Origin of the sequence: Pantoea sp. CTOTU50773 (genome assembly GCF_032082325.1) — a bacterium.
Classification (GTDB): domain Bacteria; phylum Pseudomonadota; class Gammaproteobacteria; order Enterobacterales; family Enterobacteriaceae; genus Pantoea; species Pantoea communis.
The window spans coordinates 1-24,859 of the sequence record NZ_DAMDQC010000043.1 but is presented as its reverse complement, the minus strand read 5'-3'; the positions used below and the strand labels follow the sequence as shown (position 1 = coordinate 24,859).

The window sequence follows — 24,859 nt, the reverse complement described above, 5'->3', positions numbered from 1 at the left end:
CTCATAACCAGGGGCCCACATCGGTGCGCCCCTGCGCCATTCTTTGCGCTTTGGTGATTAGTTATAAATTACCGCTGTGCCATTTAGCTTGTTGTTGCCAGAGGTCGAAGTGATGCGGAACGACTTTGCTCCGGCAGCACTCGCCTTCTCCGATAGCTGATTCTCCAGTGAAGTCAGGTTAGTGCTACCTGATGCACTGACCACACCAATTTGCTGCTGGTTCAATGGTGCCTGATTCACTAATTCAGCAGCCATGCTACCAAATGCGATGGATGACAGTGCGACTGCGGCTAATACCATTTTGATGCTTTTCATGATCGTCTCTCTTATGCAGATGATAGGGGTCGGCTGAATTAAGTTAACAACCGTTAATTAAATGCTAGCGCCGAACTGGGCATCTCGTCAATCATTTTATTAACGGTCATTATTTTATTAAGAAGAGGCGTGATTATGGGCTTTAGCGCCCTTTTTCACTTATCGATTTGAGTGTTGTGCCGCAGGTAAAGCACAAACGGGCAAAGTGAATGAGAGGGAATGTCGGCTGCGCTTGCATATTTAGTTAGCGATCGGTAATTTAATCACATGTTCTTCATGCAGTGAGGTGTCCCTATGACGCAAATGACCGACACGCTTAATCGCAAAACGCGTGGTCGCCCCAAAGTGTTTGATCGCAACGATGCGCTGGATAAAGCGTTAATGTTGTTTTGGGCACACGGTTATGAAGGCACCTCGCTGTCAGATTTGGTGAACGCGACGGGGGCGAAAGCGCCGACGCTTTACGCGGAGTTTGAGAATAAGGAAGGCTTGTTCCGCGCAGCAATGCAGCGCTACATCGATACCTTCAGCGCGCAGCGTAATCAGGTGCTTAAGGATGAAACACTCGATGTCAAAGCCGCGATTGAGGCCTATTTTCGTGCTACTGCAGCCTGTTTTACCGAGTGCGATAAGCCCGCTGGCTGTTTCTTTATCTGCACCTCCAGTGCGCTCTCTTCAGGCTCAGACGAGATTGCACAGATGCTGGCTAAGCAACATCATGCGCAGGAAAACGCCTTGAAACAGTTTTTGGATGTTCGACAGCAGCGCGGTGAATTACCGCAGTGTGCCAACAGCGGTACGTTGGCCAGCTATCTGGCCTGCGTGTTGCAGGGCATGTCGGTGCGCGCCCGTGAAGGCGCAAGCCGTGACGATCTCGATGGAATAGTCGATACGCAGATGGCCATCTGGCCCGCTCTGGCAGGCTACTGCGCGTTGAACGCGTCATAGCCTGCTGACGATGTTTTATCACTTTGCAGTCAGGTGCGACCTCCAGGCCGCCCCTGACTTGCACCAAAGTGTAATGTTTGAAATCCTTAAGGCATAAAAAACATCGGTTTTAACACCTGGCTGATCGGGCTATTGTTCGCATTCGATGGCATCAAATCTTTCATCGATGCCCACCAACGCTGGCACACTTCCGTGTTCGCGACCGCCTCCCAACGTGCTTCCGACTCTATCTCCACGCTGGCGAATAACAAATTACGCTCCGCATCCAGCCAAATCGCATAGTTGTGCGCACCGTGAGTTTTCAACGTCTGTTCCAGCTCAGGCCAGATCGGTGAATGGCGACGCAGATATTCATCATGACAGTGCGCATGCACCTGCATCACAAAGGCTTTACGCAACATCACTGCGCTCCGCATCCAATGCCGCTTGCCACGGTTGCACACTGAAGCGTTCTCCAAGTGCCACCAGCTGTTCGGTGGTGATGCTCTGGCGAATCCCACCCATCGACAAGGCTTTGACCACCACTTCTGAAGACTTCTCGGCCGTGTCGATCAGTCCAAAAGTTTCATCCAGATTCGGACCGGCACCGAAAATGCCGTGGAACGGCCACATCACCAGGCTGTGTGATGCCATGGCATCGGCAGTGGCTTGACCAATCTGATCGGTTCCCGGCACCATCCACGGCAGGATACCGACGCCATCCGGGAACACCACCAGACATTCGGTGCTGCCTTCCCATAGCAAGCGCGTGAAACGGGCGGAATCCAGATTCACTACGTAACTCAACGCCATAAAATTGGTGGCATGGCAGTGCATTATCACGCGGTCAGCCCCATTGGAAACCTGCTTGCGCACGCTATGCGACTGGAAATGCGCCGCCAGTTCCGAGGTCGGCAACCCGCCGTTGCTCAGACCCCAGTGGATTTTGTACGACAGCCCTTTGTCGTCCACCTGTAACAGCGCCAGACAGTCGGCGGGATCAAGTTGAACGTTACGGAAGAATTTGCCAGAACCGGTGACCAGGAACCAATCGTTGGCCAGCGCCGGCGCCGGTTGGGTTAACTCAATACAGCGCGGTTCGGCATAAAAATCAGCTGACCAGGCCTGCGCTTCCTCCGGCAGCAAACGCAGGCTGACATTGCCACCATTGCGCTCATCCCAGCCTTTCAGCCACATATCACTGGTCGCCTTCACCATGTTCTGAACGAATGAAGAAGAGAGAATATTTTGCATGGTAGATCCCTTATCGTAGACGCAATGTTTGTTGTTCATAATGACGCACTTCGCTCAGCCAGCTGGCATCGGCGGGCACATCATGTCGCAGACACCAGGCTTCCCAGACCGCCTGCCATGGCAGAGATTTCTGCTCTTCCAGCAGCGCCAGACGCGCGGTGTAATCCCCTTCCTGCTCACATTTTCGCAGCTGATCGCTGGGTTCCAGCAGTGCGCGCAGCAGCGCTTTTTTGGCGTTGCGGGTGCCAATCACCCAGGCTGCGATGCGGTTAATCGAGGCGTCAAAGAAGTCCAGGCCGATATGCACTTTGTCGAACAGTTTGTGGCGGGCGATCTCAGTGGCGATGGCCTGCGTTTCATCATCGAGCAGCACCACGTGATCGCTATCCCAGCGTACCGGGCGGCTGACATGTAACAGCAGGCGCGGCACGTACAGCATGGCGGTTGAAATCTTGTCGGAGATCACTTCGGTAGGATGGAAATGTCCGGCGTCTAACGTCAGCGCCGTTTGACGGCTGGCGGCGTAGCCGAGGCAAAACTCGTTGGAGCCCACGGTGTAACTCTCCGCGCCGATACCAAACAGTTTGCTTTCCACCGCATCGATATGATGACGCGGGTCGAGCTTCTCGCTGATGACTTCATCCAGCGCGCTGGCCAGACGCTCGCGCGGTGCCAGACGATCGATGGTGAGATCTTTCATGCCATCAGGCACCCAGATGTTCATCACCGATGGGGTTCCCAGCTGTTCACCAAAGTGCGCTGAAATACGGCGGCTGGCTTTGCAGTGGTCGATCCAGAACTGGCGAATCCCTTTATCAGCATGGGAAAGCGTAAAGCCGTCGGCGCTCAGCGGGTGTGAGAAGCAGCTGGGGTTAAAATCCAGTCCTAATTTGTTGGATTTCGCCCACTCTACCCAGCCGCTAAAGTGCTTCGGCTCAATGGCATCGCGTTCAACTGGCGAATCGCTGTCCAGATAAATGGCGTGGAGGTTGAGGCGTTTGGCGCCGGGGATCAGCGACATGGCTTTTTCTATGTCCGCACGCAGCTCATCCGCGTTGCGAGCGCGTCCCGGATAATTGCCGGTGGCCTGAATACCGCCCGTCAGTTCGCCATTCGGGTTTTCAAAGCCACGAACATCATCCCCCTGCCAGCAGTGCATCGACACCGGGATGCCATCCAGTTGGGTCATTACCTGGTCCACATCAATACCCAACGCCGCGTAGCGTTGTTTCGCCAGTTCAAAGGCTTGTTCAATCAGCTTTGTCATATGCAAGTTCCTTAGCAGGTTGGCTCAGTGCCGCAAAGCGTGCCTGGTGGGCAGCAAAGATGCTGGCGTTCTGAGGTGCAAACGTTTCTAACGGGAAATTTTTATCGATGCAGCGACGCAATTCGGCCACATCACGCAGTTCACCCAACGCCATCAGCTGGCAGCCGACATTACCCAGCGTTGAGGCTTCAATGGGGCCGGCCAGTACGGGCATTTCGCAGGCATCGGCACAGAGTTGGTTCAGTAATGGGTTCTGACTGCCGCCGCCGACCACATGTAACTGGCGAATCGCGGTTCCGCGCAGGTTGCCCAGTTCGCCTATCACCTGGCGATACAGCAGCGCCAGGCTGTCGAAAATGGTGCGTGCCAGCGCTGCAGGGCTTTGTGGAATCGGCATATGCTGCTCAGCGCAGGCATCCTGAATCTCCTGCACCATGCTGGCGGGATTAATAAAACGCGTATGATTAGGATTGATCAGGGCACGACAGGCGGATTCATTTTTTGCTTCGTCAATCAATGCGCAGAGATCTGAGATGTGCAATTCGCTGCATACGCGCTGTAATAGCCACAGTCCCATGATGTTCTTCAACACCCGATAGCCTTCCGCGCCACCTTCGTTGGTGATATTGGCGTCGAGCGACGTGCGGTTGACGCAGGGTTGCAGACTTTCTATGCCCATTAACGACCAGGTGCCAGAACTGAGATAAGCGGCATCATCCTGCATCAGCGGCGTGGCCAATACCGCGCTGGCGGTATCGTGGGTGGCGACGGCCACCACCGGGATCTTTTTACCACTGGCGTTAACCCAGTTGCCCACGGTGTTGCCCGGCGCAGTCGGTTTGCCAAACCAGTCGGCATCAATCCCCGCCCACGCCAGCAACTCGCGATCCCACTCGCCGGTGTCAATGTTGAGCAGCTGCGTGGTGGTGGCGTTGGTGTACTCCCAGTTCATATTGCCGGTCAGACGGTAATGCAGATAATCCGGGATCATCAGCGCATGTTTGACCTGTGCCTGCCAGCCCGGTTGTTGCTGGTGCAACGCACGCAGCTGATAAAGGGTATTGAAGGGCAGAAACTGGATGCCCGTGCGCTGGTAAATCGCGGCTTTACCCAGCTCATTGATCGCTTGTGCCATCACGCCATCGGTGCGCGAATCACGATAACTGACCGTTTCGCCCACCCGATCGCCGTTGGCATCCAGCAGCACCAGATCCACGCCCCAGGTATCAATGCCGATGCTGTCCGGCACGATGCCCTCATCATCTAACTGCGCCAGCCCTGCGCGAATCGCCTGCTCCAGACTGTCGAGATCCCAGCAGTCATAACCAGCGCGACGAACACGTTGGTTGGCAAAACGACACACTTCACGCAGGGTGATGCGCTGGTTAGCAGAGGTCCATTGTGCGAGCATCACGCGCCCGCTGGATGCGCCTAAATCAATGGCAACAATGTTACGCATACTCATGGCGTTTCTTCCTGTGATGAGATGGCTTTAGCGTATGAATACTGGCGCTTTGCCACCTTCCCCTTACTGCCAGCGCGTGATAGTCGATGGCAGGCTGGCAAAGATGATCGTGAGAAAGCTCACAGAACCGGGGAACAACAGAGTTGTGAGCTTTACCGCAATTCCATCAATCACTTGGCCGATCTTGAATAATTCGCCATTTTCCTGCGCTGTGCGGTTTAAATTTCAAGGTAAGGTGCACAGCGCCTGCGTAGACTCGGTTACAAAATTGTTAATCGAGAGGCGCATCATGACCGTTCTGCACAGTGCTGATTTCTTTCCGGAAGGAAACTACGCGATTGCTATTGAGCCGCGCGTGCCTCAGCAGGCCTTTCCCGAGCATCATCATGATTTCCACGAAATCGTGCTGGTTGAGCAAGGTTCCGGTATTCACGTGTTTAACGGCCAGCCGCAGACCCTGTGCGCCGGTTGCGTGTGCTTTGTACGCGATCACGATCGCCATCTGTATGAACAAACCGAGAATTTGTGCCTGACCAATGTGCTGTACCGCAGCCCGGCAGCGTTTCGTTTTCTCTCTGGTTTACAGTCATTGCTGCCCGGTGATGAAAACGGCAACTATCTGTCGCACTGGCGTATCAATCACAAGGTGATGGCGCAGGCGCTGCAGATTGTGACGCAGATGAAACAGCAGGAGGTCTGGTCGCTGGAGCGACAGGCGCATCAGGAGCAGCTGTTTTTGCAACTGCTGGTGCTGCTGCGCGAGGCGGGTCACAACGATCAGGCGCAGGATCAGGAAGCGCGTCTGCATCGGTTGCTTGACTGGCTCAATGAGCACTACAGTGAAGATATTGAATGGGATGCGCTGGCCGATCGCTTCTCGCTTTCGCTGCGCACCCTGCATCGCCAGATGAAGCAGCAAACCGGCAATACGCCGCAGCGCTACCTGAATCGTCTGCGCTTATTGCAGGCCCGGCATCTACTGCGCCATAGTGATATGCGCATAACGGACATCGCCTATCAGTGCGGATTTGGTGACAGCAACCACTTCTCCACGCTGTTTCGGCGGGAATTTGGCTGCGCGCCCCGAGCGGAGCGCCAGCAGATGATGTAACTGGAGTGGTTCCCATGTCGCTGATTTTGACGCGCGAAGACTATTTCCCGGCCACCAATTTGCCGATTGCGGTGGCCGAACGCATGCCTCAACCCTCCTTCCCCCCGCATCGTCATGAATTCAGTGAAATTGTGATCGTCTGGCGCGGCAACGGCTTGCACGTGCTCAACGAACGCCCGTGGTTGATTACCTGCGGCGATGTGTTCTATATCCGCGACAATGATTGCCACAGTTATGACAGCGTCAACGATTTGGCGCTGGATAACATTCTTTACTGCCGCGATCGCTTTCGTCTGAGTCTGGACTGGAGCCAACTGCTGCCCCCGCAGGACGATGATGCACCCAGCTGCTGGCGCTTAACCACGCGCGGCATGGCGCTGGCGCGTGGCGTGATCAGCCAGCTGGAGCGGGAGAGCCGTAAAAGCGATTCGTTGTCGATCCAGCTCTCTGAAGCCCTGTTTCTGCAGCTGGCACTGATCTTGCGTCGGCATGGTTATGCCGCCGACCGTCCATGGGCGCTGCCGGAGGGTGAACAGCTTGATTTACTGATGTCTGCCTTACAGGGTGCACTGCACCGCCCATTCGACCTGGCCCATTTTTGCCAGCAAAATGAATTAAATGAGCGTGCACTGAAGCAGCTGTTTCGTCAGCAAACCGGCATGACGGTGGGCCACTATTTACGGCAGCTGCAACTGTGCCAGGCAAAATATTTGTTACGCACGCAGGATTGTTTAATCAGTGAAGTGGCCGCTCGCTGCGGCTTTGATGACAGCAATTACTTCTCGGTGGTGTTTACGCGGGATACCGGTTTGACACCCAGCGCCTGGCGCCAGCGTTTTCTTCCTCAGCACGCCTCACTGAGCGACAAAATAAAAGCCTGACGCACCTTGCCGCGCGTCAGGCTTGTTCTAAAGCGGCCAATTCATTAGCCGTTGGCCATGCCCAATCCGACGATGTTGGCGGCAATGATGATCACCACGCAACCCAGCGACAGCACGCGAACCGGACGCTGCCCCACCGCTTTCCACTCTTTCAGCACCAGACCCACCAAACCACCGCACAGCACATACAGGCTCATGTGCAGCATCCAGCTGACAAAGTCGTATTGCGGAGGGATTTTCGCGTGGCCCCAGGCATAGAAGAAGAACTGCAGATACCACATGGTGCCGCCGAGCACGGCGAAGGCCACGTTAGCGATCAGCATCGGTTTCGCCACTGAGAAGTCACGGCGCACCGACAGTTCAGGTTTGATCGCCAGACGGATAAAGCAATAGGCCAGGTTAACCAGCGCACCGCCGCCCATGATCACCACATAACTTGGCAATGCCACGTACAGCGGGTTGATACCCAGATTGGCTGCCGCTTCATGCATCGGTTTTGCCGCATCCATCGCGAACGACATCCCGGCGGAGAAGATGCCACACAGTACCGCCAGCACCAGCCCTTTCTTCAGATTAAACTCTTCTGCATTGATGCCGAGTGCACGCTCTTTCAACAAACCGGCACGTGAAACGATCGCCACACCCACCAACGCCACCAGTACGCCTAACAACGTCATTCGTCCGCCCGGCGAGCTGAACAGCTCTACAAAGCGTCCCTGCAACAGCGGCGTCATCAGGGTGCCCACCACGAGGGTGATACCGATGGCAATACCAATGCCCATCGACATGCCGAGATAACGCATGGTCAGGCCATAGTTGATATTTCCGACTCCCCACATGGCACCAAACAGAAACACCGGCAGCAGCTGCGAGAAGCTAAAACTACCGTAATACGCCCAGAAGTTGGGCAGCAGCACGGCACTGACCGCCCATGGCAGAATCAGCCATGACATCACGCCGCCCACTGACCACATTGTTTCCCATGACCACTTTTTTACCTGCTTAAACGGAGCATAAAAACATGCGGCACTGGCGGCACCCACCAGATGCCATAAAATACCGGCAAGAATGGCACTGTTCATTGTTATTCCTTCGTAAGGTTGAGGCCCACAGGAAACCGACAGTTTCCCGATTAGCAGCAGTCTACGGTGCGCAGCTTTTCTTCAGCCTTTGGATGGCTGCCGGAAAGCGCGCACTGCTGGCAAAATTCGGCGGGTCTTCAACATGAGGATCACAAAATCGCATTTGCAGGCAACATTCTGACTGATTTTTATAAGTGACTTATTATTGGGGATATTTTTTATTTTTGTTGTGTTGATCGACACAGTTTTTGACTGACTGCCAGCCTGCTGTTTAACATGGCAGTCACGCAAAGCCGCCCGATGAGCTTTCCCCGACGTGGCGAACTCCGTATAACGTTGGAAAAATCATCGCAACGAAGGAATGAGATGAATAGCAAAAGGTTGACGCTGCTGTTGTCGCAGCAGGTGAGCCGCGTGATGCTGGATGATATCCGCGCCATTGTGCCGCCCCAGGCGTTAAACGTGTTCATTAATGGATTGGATGAAGAACGTTACGCCACACTTGACTGCATCCAGAGCGAAGAGAACTGCGCCCTGCTGGCTTCGGCCATCGTGGTGTGGCGTCAACTCGGGCATGTTCACCGCATTCGGTATCAGAAAGGCGAACATCTGCGCGAGGTGGATGACGCCAGCCAATTCCAGCTGTTCAGTATGATGAAAACCCATCGCGCCATTGTTCAACTCGCTTAACGATCAGGATAATTATGAAAATCGGACTGCTCTTCCCTATTGCCATCATCATTGCTGGCGTCAGTTTCCTCGCCTGGTTTATCGCCAGCGGCGCGGCGGTTCCGGGCCCCTGATATTTTTGCTGAAAAGGATGATTAGCTAACACGCTGAATACGCGGCATTTCATCAGGAATGCTGCGTCTGTCGTACCGTTCTTCCCTTCTCTGCCATCTCGTCATCCGCTCTGGCACTGACAAAAAGGTGCTACACCTTGATCTGTTTCACTCTCGATTCACACCCTGATAACGAAACCGATCGCGGAGACCCTACAGATGACAACACACCATCAACATTACATTAATGGCGCGTTTGTAAACGATCAGAACGATAAATGGATTGAGGTCATCAATCCGGCGACTGAAGCGCTGCTGTCTCGCGTGCCGCAAGGCACTCAGCAAGATGCAGCACAGGCAATTGCGGCAGCAGAAACTGCACAACCCGGCTGGGAAGCGTTGCCCGCAGTAGAACGCGGCAACTGGTTGCGTAAAATTGCCGCCGGTATCCGCCAGCGTGAACCCGAATTGACGTCCACGATTGTGGCGGAAGGCGGTAAAACGCAGGGGCTGGCGCAAACTGAAGTGCTTTTCACTGCCGATTATCTGGATTACATGGCCGAATGGGCGCGTCGTTATGAAGGTGAAATCGTCAATAGCGATCGCCCAAATGAAAATATCTTTGTATTTAAGAAAGCCATCGGTGTCACCACCGGTATCCTGCCGTGGAATTTCCCCTTCTTCCTGATTGCGCGTAAAGCCGCTCCGGCGCTGATTACCGGCAACACTATTGCCATCAAACCCAGTGAGCTCACCCCTAACAACGCGGCGATTTTCGCGCAGATTGTGCATGAGATTGGCCTGCCGAAGGGCGTGATCAACTTTGTGTTTGGTTATGGTCCTGAAGTCGGTCAGGAGCTGGCGGCGAACCCGAAAGTCGGTTTGGTGAGCCTGACCGGCAGCGTCGGCGCGGGCATTGCCACCATGCAATCCGCAGCGAAAAATGTCACCAAGGTGTCGCTGGAACTCGGCGGCAAAGCCCCCGCGATTGTCATGGATGATGCAGACCTGGATCTCGCTGTGAAGGCGATTGTCAGCTCACGCGTGATCAACACCGGACAGGTGTGCAACTGTGCGGAACGCGTGTATGTCCAGGAAGGCATTTATGATCGCTTTATCACCGCTCTGACTGCCGCAATGAAGCAGGTGAAGTTTGGCAATCCGGCCGAACAAACCGATATCGACATGGGCCCGCTGATCACCGCCGCCGCGCTGGAACGCGTGGAGCAGAAAGTCGCCAAAGCAGTGTCTGAAGGCGGAAAAGTAGTGCTGGGCGGCAAACGCGCCGGTGATAAAGGGTTCTACTTCGAACCGACGATTATTACCGGTGTGCGTCAGGAGATGGAGATCATGCGTGAAGAGATCTTTGGTCCGGTATTACCAGTGATGACCTTTAAAACCCTTGATGAAGCCGTCGCGCTGGCTAACGATTGTGAATATGGCCTGACCTCTTCGATTTACACGCAAAATCTGAACACGGCGATGATTGCGCTGCGTCAGTTGAAGTTTGGTGAGACCTACATCAACCGCGAGAACTTCGAGGCGATGCAAGGGTTCCATGCAGGCTGGCGCAAATCGGGTATTGGTGGTGCGGATGGACGTCACGGACTGGAAGAGTATCTGCAGACCCACGTGGCGTATTTGCAGTTCTCCTGAGTGAAATACCTGGCCGAATAGGTTACCAGCCAGGTATCGTCATGAGGTGAAGTCGCGCCATAACTGGCGCATTTCTTCAGGCTGCGCAATGGAATGCGCAGCTCCGGTATGCCTAAGCTCTTCGCCTTTAGATAGGGGGGCAAACTAATCCGCTCAACCGCTTTTAAGCGATACGCTTCTGGCTGCGTAGCAAGGCTAATCCACTTAGTACCGACATCGCCATCAGGTAATAACCGGGTGCCAGGCTGGTGCCGGTGGCAGTGATCAGCAGCGTACAAATCAGCGGTGCAAAACCACCAAACACCGTCACCGCGACGTTATAGCTGATCGCCATCCCACTGGCGCGAGTACCAATTGGGAACAAGTCGGCCATCACCGACGGTACCGTCGAGAAATAGATTGATTTCAGCAACGCCATCCAGCACACCAGAATAATCAAGGTGGTCGGCGTGGTGTGATTCACCACCAGCTTAAACGCTGGATAGATAGTGATGATCAACAGGATCAGCGAGCCCCACATCAACGGCACGCGGCCAACACGCTCCGCCAGTAAGCCCATCAGCGGCGTCACCACCGTCAGGATCACCCCTGCCAGCAAGGTCGCAGTGAACGCGGCGGAACCTGGCAGATGCAGGTTTTTGGTGGCGTAAGTTGGCACGTAGTTGAGCATGTAGTTTACTGCGGTGGAGATCACCATCAGGCCAATCGCCAGCAGCATCAGCTCCTTCTGACGCCCGAACAGACGTTTCAACGGTGCGGCCTCCGGCGCTTGCGCTTCAAAACTGGCAGGCTCATGCACATGGCGGCGGATGTAGATCCCCAACGGACCAATCAGCAGACCGAAGGCAAACGGGATACGCCATCCCCAATCCTGAATCTGGCTCTCCGTGAGGATCTGCGTCAACCCCAATCCAAACGCCGAGGCCAGCAGCGTACTCGCGCCTTGCGTGGCAAACTGCCAGCTGGCGATAAACGCCCTGCGCTCCGGGAAATGCTCGACCAGAAACGCCGTTGAGCTACCGAATTCGCCACCCGCTGAGAAGCCCTGTACCAAACGCGCCAGCAGAATCAGCAACGGCGCAATCAAACCAATAGTGCCGTAGCTCGGCATAAAGGTGATCACCGCGCCGCCCAGCATCATCAGGTTAATGGATAGCAGCAGCGCCTTTTTACGCCCGTGGCGGTCGGCATAGTTACCCAGCACAATCGCGCCTAACGGACGAATCAGGAAGGAGACGCCGAAGCTACCAAAGGTCAGCAGCAAAGAGACCGAGGGATCGCTGGTGGGGAAGAACGCATGGGCAATGTAGCTGGCAAAGAAGCCGTACACCGCAATATCAAACCACTCCAGTGCATTACCGATACAGGTGGCAAACAGCGTTTTGTGCAGATTTGGTTTGGTGCTGCTCAATGGGGCAGCCGTGTTAAGCGTACTCATGCAGCACCTCCTGCGTGCAGACGGTGTTTAGCCACCAGTTCGCTGCCCTGCTCGCCCAAATCCCACAGCAGTCGGGTCATAATTTGCAGACCTTCACGCGCAATCGACTTCAGCATATGTTCGTTGACGCCATGCTGACCGCAGGCCGGGTAGGAGTGCGGCACCCACAAGGTTGGCAGGCCGAGAATGTCTGAGAACACTTCGTTGGGCAGTGAACCGCCCAGATTCGGCAGCAGCGCCGGTTTTTTGCCGCTGGTCTCTGCCATGCTCGCCAGCACCCAATCCACCAGCGGATCGGTAGGATCGAGTCGCGTCGCCGGTGAGCCGCGCATAAACTCCACTTTTACGTAGCCAAAACCGTGCTGCGCCAGGTGCTCGCTCACATGCTGAGCCAGGTTTTCCCAATCGGTACCGACCACAAAGCGCAACTGGCACACCGCCGTGGCTTCACCGGGAATGGCATTCATCGGACGCGCAGGATTGCCGGTCAGGAACGCGAGGACTTCCAGTGTATTCCAGCCGTAGAGTCTTTCTGTCGGAGAAAGCGTCGGCTCGCCCCAGGTGGGATCAATCTCTGGATCGCCTGGCATCCCGCCCACTTCGATGTCGCTGAGGATGTCGCGCACTTGCTGAGTGAGAGAGTCAGGTTTCAGCGCATCAACCTGCAGCACGCCCCTTTCGTTCACCAGACAAGCAATGGCGTTGGCGAGTTGAGTACCCGGATTGGTCAATAAGCCGCCCCAGTTACCTGAGTGATAGGCGTTGTCACGCGCGGTGACGGTGAGACGGAAGTTGACCGCACCCCGGGAGCCAAGGAACAGGGTTGGGCGCACCGCATTGAGACGCGGGCCGTCAGAAGCGATAAACAGATCGGCTTTAAGCAGTTCAGCATGATGCTGGCACAGCTGAGCCAGACCCGGAGAGCTGATCTCCTCACCCATCTCAAACAGCATTTTGCAGTTGAATCCGAGTCGTCCACCACGTGCTTTAAATACCTGCTCCAGCGCAGCAAGGTTAACGCAGTGCTGGCCTTTGTTATCCGCGCTGCCGCGTGCGTACCAGCGATCGCCTTCTTCCACCAACTGCCACGGCGATAGGCCTTCGCGCCAGTTTTCGTCATCGCCGAACACCACATCGCCATGGCCGTAGCTCAGCAAGGTCGGCAGAGACGGATCTTCGATGCGCACCGCCACCAGGAAGGGGCGATGAGCGGCTTCAGGGTTATCGATAAAGTGCAGCGTAAACCCCAGTGCGATCAGCTGAGGGCCAATTTCATCCTGTAAGTAATGCTGTAATTCGTTGTCGCGATCCTGGCGCTGGCTTTCGGTGCGCTGTGCCACGCGTCGGGCCAGTGTTTCCTGAAACTCCCCGCTGTCGAACCAGGCGGTGGCTTGTTGTACCGCTTCTTTAGCTGTCATGTTTGCATGTCTTTTATTGGTATTTTGGTTTTGTCATCTTTGCGGAAACCTTGCTTTGCCACAATTATCAATTTATCGAGTATGATTTGCTTTTTTGGCAAAGCTCCGCTGCCCGATTTCGAGGCATGCACCAGCATGAGGCATTCGCATGATAAGCAACGAGATCCGCTATTTTCTGGCTGTCGCCAATACCGGTTCGCTCAGCGCGGCCAGTGAACAGCTGTTTGTGGCGGTGTCGGCCATCAGCAGGCAGATCCAGCGACTGGAAAATCAGGTCGGCGTACCGCTGTTCGATCGCCATGCGCGCGGTATGGTGCTGAATGAAGCCGGTGAAATTTACGCCCATCACGTGCGCAAAAATATGCTGGAGATGGAATACGCGCTGGCAGAAATCAAAGGATTAAAGGCCGTACGACGCACGCTGATTCGCGTGGCCTGTACCGATGGGTTGGCCTTTACGCTGCTGCCGCGCATGATTGCCGCCTTCCGTGAGGATAATCCCGGCGTGCTGTTTGATATCAAAGTGGCGAGTACGCAAGGTGTCGCCGAGTTATTGCGCAGTGGTGAATGCGATCTGGCACTGCAATTTAGCCTGCACGCTGAACGCGGTGTGGAGGTGATCGGTTCCTGGCCAGCGCCGGTGCTGCTGGTGATGCATCAAACTCATCCGCTGGCGAGCGCACCACACGTGACCCTGAACGATGTCAGCCATTATCCGCTGGCATTGCCGCAGCAGAACACTACGGTGCGCCAATTGTTTGAGCTGGCGAGCCACATGAGCGGCAATTTGATTGAACCGGTGATCACCTGCGATACCTTCTCAACGCTGTTCCACTTCCTGCTGCGTACACCGCTGGCCCTGACCATTTGCAGCGCCTTTACCGTGCTGCAAGAGGCGGAAACGCACGGCTTGATATTACGTTCTGTGGGTATTGATCAGTTGAGTCAGCGCAACCTGCAGCTACAGGCGCAATCAGGGCGACCTCGCAGTGCCGCCCTGAATGTGTTTATGACGTTTTTACTGCAGCAAATGAACGCGCTGGAAGAGCCGTTGCGTCAACGCTGGAAGCCATAATCGCCAGGATTTTGGCAATCTAGCGGGCCGCCTTTGGATTGCCCGCTGCCATCATCAATCCTTAATATCGACCGGATAGAAAATGTGTTTGCCAAACGGATCGACGGTATATCCGCTCACCGTTTTGCGCACCGGCTCGAAAATTGTCGAATGGGCGATCATCACGGCAGGCACCTGGTCATGCATCATCTGCTGCGCTTCGAGATACAGGGTGACGCGCTTGTCATGGTTTTGCTCAGCACGTGCTTCGGTGATGATCTTCTCGAACGGCTGATAGCACCATTTGGAGGAGTTGGAGCCGCCATTGGCCGAGGTGCAGCTGTAGAGCGGGCCGAAGAAGTTATCCGGATCGCCAGTCGCCGTGGTCCAGCCCATCAGCGCCGCCTGATGCTCGCCGCCCTTCACGCGCTTCAGGTATTCACCCCACTCATAACTGACGATGTTGGCTTTAATGCCCACCTGCGCCCAATCTGCCTGAATCATCTCTGCCATTCGTCGCGCATTCGGGTTGTAAGGACGCTGTACCGGCATCGCCCACAGTGAGATTTCGGTGCCGGGTTTTATGCCCGCTTCCTGCAGCAACGCTTTGGCTTTCTGCGGATCATAATCGTAATCTTTCAGATCCTTGTCGGCGCTCCAGACATCCGGCGGCAGAATATTTTTCGCCACCGTGCCGGTGCCTTTGAAGATCGCGTCAATTATCGCCTGCTTGTTAATGGCCATCGCCAGCGCCTGGCGGACTTTAACGTTATCCAGCGGCGCTTTAGTGGTGTTGAACGACAGGAAACCGGTGTTGAGTCCCGATTTCTGTTCCAGCGTCAGGTCAGGATTGGTGCGCATTTTTTCCAGATCGGCCGGATTAGGGAACGGCATAATCTGGCACTCGTTTTTTTCCAGCTTGGCATAGCGCACTGAGGCATCTGGGGTGATGGAAAAGACAATGCGATCCAGTTTCGCTTTGCCCTGCCAGTAATCCGGGAAGGCTTTGTAGAGAATGCGGGAGTCTTTTTGATATTGCACCAGCTCAAATGGCCCGGTGCCGATAGGCTCCATGTCCACTTTTTCTGGCGTACCGGCCTTCAGCATCTGATCGGCATACTCCGCAGAGTGAATGGAGGCGAAGTACCAGGCCAAATCCGCGAGGAACGGCGCTTCCGCATGCGCCAGCGTGATGCGCACCGTATTGTCATCCACTTTCTCTATATTCTTGATCAGCTTCGCCAGTTCCAGGCTATCGAAATTGCTGTAGTTGCCACCGGAGACGTTGTGGTAGGGGTTTTTGGGATCCATCTGACGCATAAACGAGAAGATCACATCATCGGCATTCAGGTCGCGCGAGGGTCTAAACAGTTTGTTGCTTTGGAATTTAACCCCTTCGCGTAAGTGAAACGTGTATACCGTGCCGTCCGGGCTGATATCCCAGCTTTCAGCCAGGCTTGGCACCAGTTCTGTGGTGCCGGGCTTGAAGTCTACCAGGCGATTGAAAATCGGCACTGCGCTGGCATCCACACTGGTTCCCGAGGTGTACAGCTGTGGGTTGAAATTCTCAGGCGAACCTTCAGAACAGTAAACCAGCGTTTTTGCCGATACCCCGCCTGCTACCGCTAAACACAACGCGCTGAGTGTGAACTTTGCCATCATCTTTTTCATTGTGATCCTCGTTTTTGTTGACTTCCATGAGCCCGCATCGGTATGTATTGATAAAGTAATTTCTCGGTGTTATTTATTCAATTAAATCAATGACATGTAAATTCATATTCCCATATTGGCGGCAAAATGGCGGCAGAGTTTGAGGCAGTTTGCATCTACACCTGCAATGTGTTGCCTTCAAGCTAACTACATTGGTGGAAATTAGCTATAGAACTCCAAACTACTACCGCATCAATGTGTAAAATAAACTAAAAATCTTCATTACTTAAAATTTCAACAACCCTAGAATATTGCAAATTATTTTCTAAAGAAAATGAATTCATTGCTATGCTTCTTAAGCATTTCGTTAAAATCATTAACATCACCACTGCTTATTAAATTAATACTTTTGTTTTCATAACTTTCCTTATTAGTTACCAATAATGCAATCTCCGGTGAAACCGGATAATATAATTCTATATCGTCTTGTGTTGGATTGCTGGCTAAATGAGACAAAACATTAATCACAGGTTGATCTGATGTTATGAATTCAATTTCACCCTCTTGAACCAAAAGGACAAACTTATATTTTTCTCTAAAAATTGCCAACCCAACATTGGTTGCGTAAACGTGAGAAATTAATCCCCATGTGTTTTCAAATTTCATTCTTGAATCTTTTTTGGACAGCTTTAGAAAATTCACTTTCAATTTCTTAGTTCTAAAGTACTGAACAGCCAAGAAATGACAAAATCCCGCCCTCAATTTTACGTCATCATAGAATGAAAGATCTTTGTTTTTTAACATTGCGAGCAGAGGTATTCCTGCGCTTTCAATTTCACAATGTAGTTCTTCTTGAGCCTCCTTAAAAAAACCATTTATCTCATCATGAATTTCACCATTAAAAATTCCTCTAGAGATCAAATTCTGTTTCATCTGCTGCATTAGGATTAAAGGTTTGAACCAACCCATATTCAGTTTAGCTAAATCATTATCGAGAGGTCCTATTACAATATCTTTTATGAATACAAAATCATCCTCCGTTAATTCCGAAAGCTCATAAAAAAAACGTTCTTGAGCGACACCACTTAGATTTACCCTAAAGTCAACTCCAAGTCGACTTGCATGAATGATATCCTTGTCCGCCCAAGCCCTTAAATAATCTCTGAAAACATAGTGCTGTTTTTTTTTCATTTTTATCCTAAATATTTATTAAAACTATACATCAAACAAAAATAGACATAGAGCATGTTAGATATTACGTCAAGTAAAGTATTCATGTAGGTACAGATTGATTTATTTGTCTTATTACCATTCTAACTCCCCGCTCAAATCGCTTTCAATTAATCCACGTTTACCTTTCTTCAAACAGAAGTAATGTCATAGTTTACGTTGGTTAAATTCACGACTTTTCAGTTTACATCGCAAACCTAAAACGCCCGCAAGCCGCATTCTATATGGCTTATCATATCACCCGGGTTTACCGGATGAGATCCACGCGAGATCCAGTCTCCTGACGAAATCCAAAAAATAATTATATTTATCAGTTATATAGCCTTCCCGTTAGATCCTCTTCCGATCCCTAAAACTGAAAAACACTGAAATTCTTTTCAATCTTTTCAGTTTGCGAACTCCGGCAGAAAGCCAGCAGCGGCGCGGGCTGGCGTTGAGGTTTGTATAAAACCAGAACTGAAAAATTTTTATGATGCAAAACCCGCAGGCGGGTGCGGTGTAGCGCCGATTTGGTGAGTGAAGCAATTATTTTGCCGGGCTGTGACGCAGCCAGCGCCACGCTGTGCGCATAATCCAAATGAAGGGGAAAGCTGGGCAGGTCAAACGCTCGCGCGCCGCTGCGTGCTTCTGATGGCGGCTGATGACGGGCGTAAAAAAACCCGCTGCGTGAGCGGGTTTGTGTGGGTGCCGGGTTAACCTATGACGGGTGAATATTTCTCGCGTAAAGCAGTGGCTCTCTGGCCAGACTGTGCAATTTCTTCGCTATTGGTAGGCTGACCCGTTGATGGGTGCGTATGGCTCGCCAGCTGGTCAGCCAGCTGCTGCACCAGTTCAACCGTATCAAGCATCAGCTGAGCCACGTTAATCTGTTGTGACCCAATCCACACCACAGGCGCAATAATCTCCTGTCGCGCTCCGGCAATGCTCTGGCGCAGCTGTCCAACCTTCTCGGTCAGCGCTTTGCCCACGGTGATGGCCGCACCTCCTGTGATATCGGTCTCAGCATCGCCGCCTACTGTAGTCAGCTGATTACCCTTAATACCTGTACTGAAATCCCCGGTAGCGACCTGCTGAATAGCGCCAGCCATCAGCGTGGCCGTTCCCAGCACTGAGGTTTTATCGCTGGCCTTGATGAGGGTTTCACGGCTGACCAGTTCACGCGACTCGGTATCAGCTTTTACCTCACGCGCCATTGACGTTTCGCGAATGGCCTGATCGGTTTTCCGCTCCCAGTCTCCCGCCTGCGTAACGCGCTGGGAAACCTCTTCACGCTGCTGTTGCAGCTGCTCCCCGGGTTTGACGTCCGGCAGGCTGGTGCCGTCCGGCACGGTCTGGCGCACAAACGGCTTATCTGGCCTTCCACCATTGAAGCCCACTTCAACCAGCGTCCCTTCAGGCGGAAACTGGAACATGCCTGAATCGTTACCCGCCATCGGTACAGGAAGCGGCACAGCCGGGTAAACGGGCGTGGTGCCGTCCGGCTTTCCGTCCGCATCCAGAAGCTGGAGATCAACGGCGTAACGCGGCCTGAACGGGTCGGCAAAGTTACCGCTTTTCACAGCTTCACTGGGTGCCATCACCCGCGCAAATTTTGGAAGGTGCAAGCCGCTGGCCAGTTCCGGGTACTGGCTTTCAATCTGGCGCTGGACAGGTGTTTTCTGCAACGGTTGCCCGGTAGTGCGGTTTCGCGGCGTCCAGGTGATAGTCATGGTGTCGTTAGCCAGCTGCACTTTTGTTACGCGCTGGCCATTCATCTCAACGCCGGGGCGCATAGACTGGATTACCGGCACTACAATGGAATTGCCACCCGCTGCCCCCTGGCTGAATTCTGCGGGAACCTCAACAGCCTTCCCGGCAAACATCGACTTATCAGCGCCGCCAACATAAACCCCGCCATCGGGCAGCTGATACCAGAGATAATCCATAATACTGAAGGCTTTTCCCAGATTGCTCAGCAGCTGGAAGCCCGTGCCGCTGTGCGTGAAGTGCGGGATCGGTTTATCGCAGTAGTCCGCCTCCGGTACGCTGAAATCCAGCCCGCTATTTTCAGTAAGCCAGGCGGCAATCTGTCGTAATGTGGGATGCTGAAATGAACATGGCCAGCTGCGGTCAAATACGCCGGACAGCTCACGCACAAAAAGGCGCTGAAACCCGCTTTCCGCTGGCTGTGAGCGCTCAACGTATCCGGTAAACCAGCGCAGCACTAGCCCCGGATATCCGGTATCGATACGGACAAGCTTGCCCGTGTAATCGGTCTGGGTCTGGGCAGTGATAAAGCCACGCCCGCAGCTGCTCAGCTCCAGCACCAGATTGCTGTCAGCCAGATGAACTTCATCGCCGGACAGGTAAAGACGGGTGATCGGTTTCATGGTTATTCCAGTGCATCATTGACGGGCTTCAGCACTTTGCTTTCAAACCACGTCATTTTTTCTTCACTTTCCCCGGCTGCCGCACCACTTCCGCCGCTGCCAGTCTGTTTGGTTGCCGTGGTTTTGCCTCCGGCGCGCGCCTCTCGCTTTTCCTGTACGCTGACATGTTCCGTCAGGGTAAACGTCACCAGCCAGGCCATTTTCCCTTCCTGCTGCGGTGCGTCGATATTTCCGGTAAAGGTGGCTTCACGAAAACTCACCGCCCGGGCAACCTCATGCGCAACGCGGTATTTCTGGCGGCCTCCGCTGGCGTCTGTTGCTATGGCCAGATCGAAAATGCGCTTCAGCAAGGCAACATCGTTAAAGCTAATCTCGCCGGAAATGCGCATTTCCTTGCCCTTCATTCCCTGCTCAGATTTGGCCGTTGAACTGGTCTGCCCGGACTGGTCTTTATCCCGAAACTGCATGGACACCGTCACGCGCATATTTTTCAGCGGGATGCCCTCGCCATTAAGCGCCAGCGTTGGGTTCGAATTCATGGATCATGCTCCTTATTCCCTCAAGGTCAGCCCCTGTCATCATCATGGCTGCGGTATACACAGCTGATGGTGCAGGAATGTCTTTTGCCAGCTGTAACAGCGTGCTGGCCAGATTACCGCTGGATGTAAAAACCCACACACGCGCGTTTTGTTTCTGCAATTCACTAAGCCCGTTAGCGATATCCGCCAGTAAGGCGTCACGCGTCTGGCCAAAGCTGGCAATCTGCGCTTTCAGCTGAAACATATCTGTACCCGTTCCGGCTTCAGCCTGTGCCCGTTTGATGGCCGCTGCGGCAATGGCGCTGCGGCTGGTAGGCACGGAAAGCGGCATTGACGGCGGCAGGCCGCCCGCGTTCCGCGCGGGGATCTGCATCTTTTCAATGGCCAGCGCAGAAGAAGACTCGGCAAGTCGCTTAACCTGCTTAAATGCGGGTGCGGGAAAAACATCAACCAGCTGCCCAAGGCTTTCCATGAACGTGCTGTGCGTGGAACTGGCCACCATGAAGATCACCACCTCAGCGCTTTCACCCTGGCTGGTCAGTTTTTCAGCCAGGTGCGTAACAGCATTAACCGGACTCAGATAAGCCCCGTTTTCCGTCTGCTGCCCCAGTCCATACACCCAGGGGTGCGCGGCAACAATAGAGCATTCAGGCGCAGCTATGGCATCAGAAAAAGCCAGATTCGCTTCACGCCACATCGGATAACTCCGGCCATACGGGTTCACTTGTATTCACGCGGCTAAGCAGAACCCTGTACTTTTTCCATGCCTGTAACATCTCAACCTCGTCGTCTGTAGCAATACCAAGGTCAACGGCATCCTGTAACGGTGCAATCGCAGCCGTTGCCTCTGACAGCCTCAGTTGTTTTGCTGATTCTGCCTCTGCTACCGGATCTGTTATCTCGTTGATGACCCACTTACCGCCTGACCAGAGATAATCCTTTCCCGGTGAAAGCGTAATTTTTCCGTATTCGCCTCCGATTGCCTGAAGGTAGATATCACGTCCCGCGCGGTCACCCGGCATCGCCGTGAAGGGAATGAACTCTGCCCCGTTGATGCTGATATCCACATCCACCGATACATCAGGATTGATACTTCTGGGTTGTTTAACATCAATAAGAACTTTATCGCCTGACTCTTCAGACATCATGCCACCCTCTGCCAAAGCGATACGCGGTGCGCATCGTTAGTTGTTCTCATAGCACCACAGCACCGCCATGTTCCTGGCAGGCTCCAGCCAACGTGACTACCATCCGCTGTGGAAGGGAAAAGATTCCCGCCAGAAACAAATGTGTTGAAATCAACATTTCCTGTATTGCTCCAGGCCATCACAAACGTTCCAATCGTATTTTCGTTCTGACCTCTCGGGAGATAATTACCATCCACCCAGCCTGAAGTTACGCGGTTCACCTGTGCATCATTGGCTTTGTTCCAGGCATCGTCAGCACGGTTAGTGATATTACGCAAAGCGCCATTGAGATTCGTTGCACCCCAGTACCCCCTGAAAATACTTGAAGTACCCCCACTTTCAACGATATCGCCATTTTCCTGATAAACATGCCCTTTTCCGCCCCACGACACTCGTATATTGGCATTTGAGGTAAACCCATTGCCAAATGTCACCGCCCCACTGTCCGCATTAACTGAAAAAGGACGTGAGTCGTCCCATGCGCCGTCCGGATCGTTGGCTTTGGTTTTGAGCAGATAGAAATTGCTACCGTCAAAACGAAAGAAAAATGATTGTTTAGGCTGTTTGATACGCCAGGTATCCTGCGCAGTTGAGACCAGCGCACCAGTTAAAACATCCCCGGACTTTTTCACGCGCGAATCGGCATTTTGATTTGCTGCATCAGCAGCATCAGCGGCCTCTTTCACCTTCGCGTCAGTTTCATCCTGGCTATAGACTTTCAGCGTCTTGCGCGCACCAGCTTTATCGCTGACATCTTCAAGATTGCGGTCTTTTCTCAGAAAGTTATTGTTCGCCTGCTGATCACTCAAGCCGCCTTTGGGACGAAGGTCAGTAATCGTGCCTTTTTCGTCAACGCTGGCCAGCGCAAATACATAATGTTTAGTCCCGTTTATTTCATAGTCATCCAGCTCTGACGCAACCGTGATTTTATAGTCAGCGTGCCAGACGCTTGTAAGGCTTCCCGTCCAGGAAACGTCGAGCCAGACCTTTGCGGGCTTGGCGGCAGCGGAAAAGTTCGCGTCGGCTGCCAGCTCTGCTCGCAGGCCGCCGACATATCCCACCCCTCTGGTGACAAAAAACTGGCTACCCGTTCGGGCAACAAGCCAGCCATCATCAAAAAATGCCCCCTGGCCATAGATATCAAGATTTGCGATGCGTTGCCTCTCATCCATTCCGGCCATGCGCGCGGTGAAATCAATCTGCCATGTTTCGGCGGGGGTGCTGATACCTGTCTCGACCTGCGCACCGTTGTATTCCATCAGGAAGGAGCGGGTCAGCACGTTACCCTGCTGTCCTTCGCGGGTTTTCAGCTTCTGCTGAACTGGTGCATGCACAATCATGGCCAGCGTGCCGGAAGCCTTGTTAATCAGGCCAATCCAGTTAAATGAGAAATCACCCACGTCAGCACCCAGTACCACAGAATGCACAACCGCATTGTCATTAACTACGCCCTTTCGCGTGACGGACTGGCGGTAAACAATCTGTGCATCCGGTGGCAGCACTTCACTGCGGTTAACGGGCTTAGTTGGATCTAGCCCCGGCACGCTGGCGAAAACGAACTCATCCAGCAAAACCGGCTCGCTGCTTTCAGCCTGTCGCGCCTTCCACTGCTCAAATGCGGTTGTGATAACGGTCTGAGACATAACTACTCCTGAATCCCTGCGCTGAAAGTCGCGCTGCTGCTTTCCACTCCGGCCAGACTGGCCGGGTAAACCACGTATTCGCCCTGGTCCCACCCCGCCCGTATCATCAGATGCTGCGAGGTGATCACCTCAAACTGATAACGGCGGCAGGTTCTGCCGTACTGGCGGATTATCTGAAGCAGAAGCTGTGCGTTATCCGCAATCTGGCTGTCGGACAATCGAACGACGATAACGTCCCAGTCAATGTCCGGCTGGCGTTCAAGCAGCTCCACATACCCAATACCAAGCCGTTCGAAGATACTGATAAATCCTTCAACTGAGCCTGCATCGCGCGCATTAATGAAGGCATAGGCCACGCGCTTGCGAAACAGAGACAGTGGCTCACCGTTGAAGCGAGTGACGTCCCGGTCATAGGCCATCAGGTGTAGCACTGGCTCAGCACAGGTCAGCGGATCGCACTGGCTGACTGGCCACGTAATCCAGCGGTAGGTCAGTAACCAGAAGCGGCGCGCGGCCTTCAGCAGCTTTGCGGGTTCGCCTTTGTTCATCCATGTGGGCAGAGTCAGTGCTGCCAGCTTTTTACCGAATTCAGTCATGTTCAATGCTCACTGTCAGGCTTTTCAGGCGCGGGACATTCAGATCACTGACGATGTCGCCCAGCGTAAAATTCACTGAATCCACTTCCGGAAATGTCCGGTGAATTTCCCGGCCAAGGTTTGAAAATGAATACCGGCCGTAAGGCCACGTTTTCCTTACGTCATAATCAGTATTTTCGCGGAAGGCGCAGCGGATAAGGTTTTCCACCCCGCCCCGCAACGCCGCAAGGTTTTCGGCGCTGATGTTATCCGGGTCTTTAACGAACAAGGTAACGCTCAGATTGTGCAGGGTTTCCGGCATGCCAAAGCACTGCATGTCATCACCATGGCCGTGGTGCCCCTGCGTATTCACGTAGTCATTCACCGCCGCAATAAACGGCGCTGACGCCACGCCGGAATCCAGCAACAGGTAAGCATTTGCCGTACCTGGACCACGCGGCGCATCGTGTTCAAAGAAAATGCGATCAATGCTCAGCCCCACCACTCCGGCAATCATTGAGCGGTAAACCGCATCCGTGTGATAGTTGCCGACCAGGTTGAACTGATTCCGGCAGCGCTCACGTAATTCGTCGTCGCTTTCCTCGTCAGCCCCCGGTGCGGTCAGCCAGTCTTCCTCACTGACCGCGTGACTGATGCCGGATACGGCCACGGGCAAAATACGGTAATAGCCGGGTGCAAGGTTATAGGCCGCCCCGGCCTGCTCCGCTTTTACGGGAACCAGCCCGCTGGCCGTTCCGGCCTCAATCGTAAAATCGGCCGTGACGGAGAGCGTGTAAATCACCCCGTTAATACGCTCAGTCTGAATCTGCGTCCCTGCCGGGATGGTCACGTCAGCGCCTGACGATTCCTTATAAAAACGGAGCACGCCCTCCGCTGCACTGGCAGGTTTGGCCGTCACGTTGACCGCCCACGCCAGCAGGCGCAGCATCTGACCGCCTGCCGTGGCCACAAACATATTGGCCAGAACGGTATTGACCAGCACATCAACCAGCCAC

The 24,859-nt window shown here is 53.7% G+C and carries 24 protein-coding genes; 7 read left to right on the top strand and 17 right to left on the bottom strand.

The genetic code is table 11. From position 1 onward, the window contains the following. Nucleotides 1-57 precede the first annotated feature (57 nt). Nucleotides 58-315 (bottom strand): multiple stress resistance protein BhsA, encoded by a 258-nt coding sequence (bhsA, locus tag RT340_RS09330; RefSeq protein WP_034831180.1) that lies wholly within the window; start codon nucleotides 313-315, stop codon nucleotides 58-60. 294 nt (nucleotides 316-609) lie between these two features. Here bhsA and RT340_RS09325 point away from each other — a divergent pair, with 294 nt between their 5' ends. Continuing rightward, nucleotides 610-1,263, top strand: a complete 654-nt coding sequence (locus tag RT340_RS09325) for a TetR/AcrR family transcriptional regulator (protein ID WP_313375533.1) — start codon at nucleotides 610-612, stop codon at nucleotides 1,261-1,263. A gap of 86 nt (nucleotides 1,264-1,349) precedes the next feature. Here the strand turns inward: RT340_RS09325 and rhaM are convergent, their stop codons facing one another. From rhaM to rhaB, 4 genes are read right to left on the bottom strand one after another with little or no spacing between them, the layout of a single operon-like run. Further along, nucleotides 1,350-1,664 carry an L-rhamnose mutarotase gene (gene rhaM / locus RT340_RS09320; RefSeq protein WP_097117086.1) on the bottom strand — a complete coding sequence of 105 codons (315 nt, stop codon included), beginning with the start codon at nucleotides 1,662-1,664 and terminating at the stop codon, nucleotides 1,350-1,352. After that, nucleotides 1,654-2,496 (bottom strand): rhamnulose-1-phosphate aldolase, encoded by an 843-nt coding sequence (rhaD, locus tag RT340_RS09315; RefSeq protein ID WP_313375529.1) that lies wholly within the window; start codon nucleotides 2,494-2,496, stop codon nucleotides 1,654-1,656. The genes rhaM and rhaD overlap by 11 nt, the downstream gene beginning before the upstream one ends. Nucleotides 2,497-2,506: 10 nt before the next feature. After that, nucleotides 2,507-3,763, bottom strand: coding sequence for an L-rhamnose isomerase (locus tag RT340_RS09310; protein ID WP_211727947.1), 1,257 nt, complete (start codon nucleotides 3,761-3,763; stop codon nucleotides 2,507-2,509). Next, nucleotides 3,747-5,228 (bottom strand): rhamnulokinase, encoded by a 1,482-nt coding sequence (gene rhaB / locus RT340_RS09305; protein WP_211727948.1) that lies wholly within the window; start codon nucleotides 5,226-5,228, stop codon nucleotides 3,747-3,749. Before rhaB ends, RT340_RS09310 begins: the two co-directional genes overlap by 17 nt. Before the next feature lie 289 nt (nucleotides 5,229-5,517). Here rhaB and rhaS point away from each other — a divergent pair, with 289 nt between their 5' ends. Both rhaS and rhaR read left to right on the top strand, forming a co-directional pair. After that, on the top strand, nucleotides 5,518-6,339 hold the full coding sequence (gene rhaS, locus RT340_RS09300; protein WP_097117082.1) for an HTH-type transcriptional activator RhaS: 822 nt from the start codon (nucleotides 5,518-5,520) through the stop codon (nucleotides 6,337-6,339). Between the two features lie 14 nt (nucleotides 6,340-6,353). Beyond that, nucleotides 6,354-7,220 (top strand): HTH-type transcriptional activator RhaR, encoded by an 867-nt coding sequence (gene rhaR / locus RT340_RS09295; RefSeq protein ID WP_160832962.1) that lies wholly within the window; start codon nucleotides 6,354-6,356, stop codon nucleotides 7,218-7,220. Between the two features lie 44 nt (nucleotides 7,221-7,264). On the opposite strand, the gene rhaT is transcribed toward rhaR, so the two are convergent. Beyond that, nucleotides 7,265-8,302: an L-rhamnose/proton symporter RhaT gene (gene rhaT, locus RT340_RS09290; protein ID WP_097117081.1), complete on the bottom strand. Its 1,038-nt coding sequence runs from the start codon at nucleotides 8,300-8,302 to the stop codon at nucleotides 7,265-7,267. Between the two features lie 366 nt (nucleotides 8,303-8,668). Here rhaT and RT340_RS09285 point away from each other — a divergent pair, with 366 nt between their 5' ends. The 3 genes from RT340_RS09285 (at nucleotide 8,669) to aldA (ending at nucleotide 10,740) form a co-directional block, all read left to right on the top strand. After that, entirely contained in the window at nucleotides 8,669-8,992 is a 324-nt protein-coding gene (locus RT340_RS09285; protein WP_097117080.1) for a hypothetical protein, read from the top strand. Between the two features lie 14 nt (nucleotides 8,993-9,006). Beyond that, nucleotides 9,007-9,105: a YoaK family small membrane protein gene (locus tag RT340_RS09280; RefSeq protein ID WP_313375525.1), complete on the top strand. Its 99-nt coding sequence runs from the start codon at nucleotides 9,007-9,009 to the stop codon at nucleotides 9,103-9,105. 198 nt (nucleotides 9,106-9,303) lie between these two features. After that, nucleotides 9,304-10,740 (top strand): aldehyde dehydrogenase, encoded by a 1,437-nt coding sequence (gene aldA, locus RT340_RS09275; protein ID WP_313375523.1) that lies wholly within the window; start codon nucleotides 9,304-9,306, stop codon nucleotides 10,738-10,740. A gap of 163 nt (nucleotides 10,741-10,903) precedes the next feature. On the opposite strand, the gene RT340_RS09270 is transcribed toward aldA, so the two are convergent. Both RT340_RS09270 and RT340_RS09265 read right to left on the bottom strand, forming a co-directional pair. Beyond that, on the bottom strand, nucleotides 10,904-12,178 hold the full coding sequence (locus RT340_RS09270; protein ID WP_097117078.1) for an MFS transporter: 1,275 nt from the start codon (nucleotides 12,176-12,178) through the stop codon (nucleotides 10,904-10,906). Continuing rightward, nucleotides 12,175-13,596 (bottom strand): M20 family metallopeptidase, encoded by a 1,422-nt coding sequence (locus tag RT340_RS09265; RefSeq protein ID WP_211727950.1) that lies wholly within the window; start codon nucleotides 13,594-13,596, stop codon nucleotides 12,175-12,177. The genes RT340_RS09270 and RT340_RS09265 overlap by 4 nt, the downstream gene beginning before the upstream one ends. Nucleotides 13,597-13,744: 148 nt before the next feature. Between RT340_RS09265 and RT340_RS09260 the strand changes: the two genes are divergently transcribed. Continuing rightward, nucleotides 13,745-14,671, top strand: coding sequence for a LysR family transcriptional regulator (locus RT340_RS09260; protein WP_313375520.1), 927 nt, complete (start codon nucleotides 13,745-13,747; stop codon nucleotides 14,669-14,671). Nucleotides 14,672-14,725: 54 nt separating this feature from the next. Here the strand turns inward: RT340_RS09260 and RT340_RS09255 are convergent, their stop codons facing one another. The 9 genes from RT340_RS09255 to RT340_RS09215 form a co-directional block, all read right to left on the bottom strand. Further along, nucleotides 14,726-16,321 carry an ABC transporter substrate-binding protein gene (locus RT340_RS09255; protein ID WP_313375518.1) on the bottom strand — a complete coding sequence of 532 codons (1,596 nt, stop codon included), beginning with the start codon at nucleotides 16,319-16,321 and terminating at the stop codon, nucleotides 14,726-14,728. A 297-nt stretch (nucleotides 16,322-16,618) separates the two neighbouring features. Then, complete coding sequence (locus RT340_RS09250; RefSeq protein WP_313375516.1) at nucleotides 16,619-17,491, bottom strand: DUF4238 domain-containing protein; 873 nt, start codon at nucleotides 17,489-17,491, stop codon at nucleotides 16,619-16,621. Nucleotides 17,492-18,222: 731 nt separating this feature from the next. Then, nucleotides 18,223-19,899 carry a hypothetical protein gene (locus RT340_RS09245; RefSeq protein WP_313375514.1) on the bottom strand — a complete coding sequence of 559 codons (1,677 nt, stop codon included), beginning with the start codon at nucleotides 19,897-19,899 and terminating at the stop codon, nucleotides 18,223-18,225. A 2-nt stretch (nucleotides 19,900-19,901) separates the two neighbouring features. Then, entirely contained in the window at nucleotides 19,902-20,438 is a 537-nt protein-coding gene (locus RT340_RS09240; protein ID WP_313375512.1) for a hypothetical protein, read from the bottom strand. Continuing rightward, nucleotides 20,410-21,135, bottom strand: coding sequence for a hypothetical protein (locus RT340_RS09235; protein WP_313375510.1), 726 nt, complete (start codon nucleotides 21,133-21,135; stop codon nucleotides 20,410-20,412). Before RT340_RS09235 ends, RT340_RS09240 begins: the two co-directional genes overlap by 29 nt. Further along, nucleotides 21,125-21,586: a tail fiber assembly protein gene (locus tag RT340_RS22590; protein ID WP_409566133.1), complete on the bottom strand. Its 462-nt coding sequence runs from the start codon at nucleotides 21,584-21,586 to the stop codon at nucleotides 21,125-21,127. The genes RT340_RS09235 and RT340_RS22590 overlap by 11 nt, the downstream gene beginning before the upstream one ends. Next, nucleotides 21,583-23,268: a phage tail protein gene (locus tag RT340_RS09225; protein ID WP_313375508.1), complete on the bottom strand. Its 1,686-nt coding sequence runs from the start codon at nucleotides 23,266-23,268 to the stop codon at nucleotides 21,583-21,585. The genes RT340_RS22590 and RT340_RS09225 overlap by 4 nt, the downstream gene beginning before the upstream one ends. A gap of 2 nt (nucleotides 23,269-23,270) precedes the next feature. After that, nucleotides 23,271-23,864, bottom strand: a complete 594-nt coding sequence (locus tag RT340_RS09220) for a hypothetical protein (RefSeq protein WP_313375506.1) — start codon at nucleotides 23,862-23,864, stop codon at nucleotides 23,271-23,273. Then, nucleotides 23,857-24,859, bottom strand: a 1,003-nt coding sequence (locus RT340_RS09215) for a baseplate J/gp47 family protein (protein ID WP_313375504.1), incomplete at its 5' end; no start/stop codon positions are given. The genes RT340_RS09215 and RT340_RS09220, both read right to left, overlap by 8 nt.

Coding starts and splice junctions, on each gene's coding strand:
- bhsA (WP_034831180.1), bottom strand. CDS start 315: ATGAAAAGCATCAAAATGGTATTAGCCGCAGTCGCACTGTCATCCATC.
- RT340_RS09325 (WP_313375533.1), top strand. CDS start 610: ATGACGCAAATGACCGACACGCTTAATCGCAAAACGCGTGGTCGCCCC.
- rhaM (WP_097117086.1), bottom strand. CDS start 1,664: ATGTTGCGTAAAGCCTTTGTGATGCAGGTGCATGCGCACTGTCATGAT.
- rhaD (WP_313375529.1), bottom strand. CDS start 2,496: ATGCAAAATATTCTCTCTTCTTCATTCGTTCAGAACATGGTGAAGGCG.
- RT340_RS09310 (WP_211727947.1), bottom strand. CDS start 3,763: ATGACAAAGCTGATTGAACAAGCCTTTGAACTGGCGAAACAACGCTAC.
- rhaB (WP_211727948.1), bottom strand. CDS start 5,228: ATGAGTATGCGTAACATTGTTGCCATTGATTTAGGCGCATCCAGCGGG.
- rhaS (WP_097117082.1), top strand. CDS start 5,518: ATGACCGTTCTGCACAGTGCTGATTTCTTTCCGGAAGGAAACTACGCG.
- rhaR (WP_160832962.1), top strand. CDS start 6,354: ATGTCGCTGATTTTGACGCGCGAAGACTATTTCCCGGCCACCAATTTG.
- rhaT (WP_097117081.1), bottom strand. CDS start 8,302: ATGAACAGTGCCATTCTTGCCGGTATTTTATGGCATCTGGTGGGTGCC.
- RT340_RS09285 (WP_097117080.1), top strand. CDS start 8,669: ATGAATAGCAAAAGGTTGACGCTGCTGTTGTCGCAGCAGGTGAGCCGC.
- RT340_RS09280 (WP_313375525.1), top strand. CDS start 9,007: ATGAAAATCGGACTGCTCTTCCCTATTGCCATCATCATTGCTGGCGTC.
- aldA (WP_313375523.1), top strand. CDS start 9,304: ATGACAACACACCATCAACATTACATTAATGGCGCGTTTGTAAACGAT.
- RT340_RS09270 (WP_097117078.1), bottom strand. CDS start 12,178: ATGAGTACGCTTAACACGGCTGCCCCATTGAGCAGCACCAAACCAAAT.
- RT340_RS09265 (WP_211727950.1), bottom strand. CDS start 13,596: ATGACAGCTAAAGAAGCGGTACAACAAGCCACCGCCTGGTTCGACAGC.
- RT340_RS09260 (WP_313375520.1), top strand. CDS start 13,745: ATGATAAGCAACGAGATCCGCTATTTTCTGGCTGTCGCCAATACCGGT.
- RT340_RS09255 (WP_313375518.1), bottom strand. CDS start 16,321: ATGAAAAAGATGATGGCAAAGTTCACACTCAGCGCGTTGTGTTTAGCG.
- RT340_RS09250 (WP_313375516.1), bottom strand. CDS start 17,491: ATGAAAAAAAAACAGCACTATGTTTTCAGAGATTATTTAAGGGCTTGG.
- RT340_RS09245 (WP_313375514.1), bottom strand. CDS start 19,899: ATGAAACCGATCACCCGTCTTTACCTGTCCGGCGATGAAGTTCATCTG.
- RT340_RS09240 (WP_313375512.1), bottom strand. CDS start 20,438: ATGAATTCGAACCCAACGCTGGCGCTTAATGGCGAGGGCATCCCGCTG.
- RT340_RS09235 (WP_313375510.1), bottom strand. CDS start 21,135: ATGTGGCGTGAAGCGAATCTGGCTTTTTCTGATGCCATAGCTGCGCCT.
- RT340_RS22590 (WP_409566133.1), bottom strand. CDS start 21,586: ATGATGTCTGAAGAGTCAGGCGATAAAGTTCTTATTGATGTTAAACAA.
- RT340_RS09225 (WP_313375508.1), bottom strand. CDS start 23,268: ATGTCTCAGACCGTTATCACAACCGCATTTGAGCAGTGGAAGGCGCGA.
- RT340_RS09220 (WP_313375506.1), bottom strand. CDS start 23,864: ATGACTGAATTCGGTAAAAAGCTGGCAGCACTGACTCTGCCCACATGG.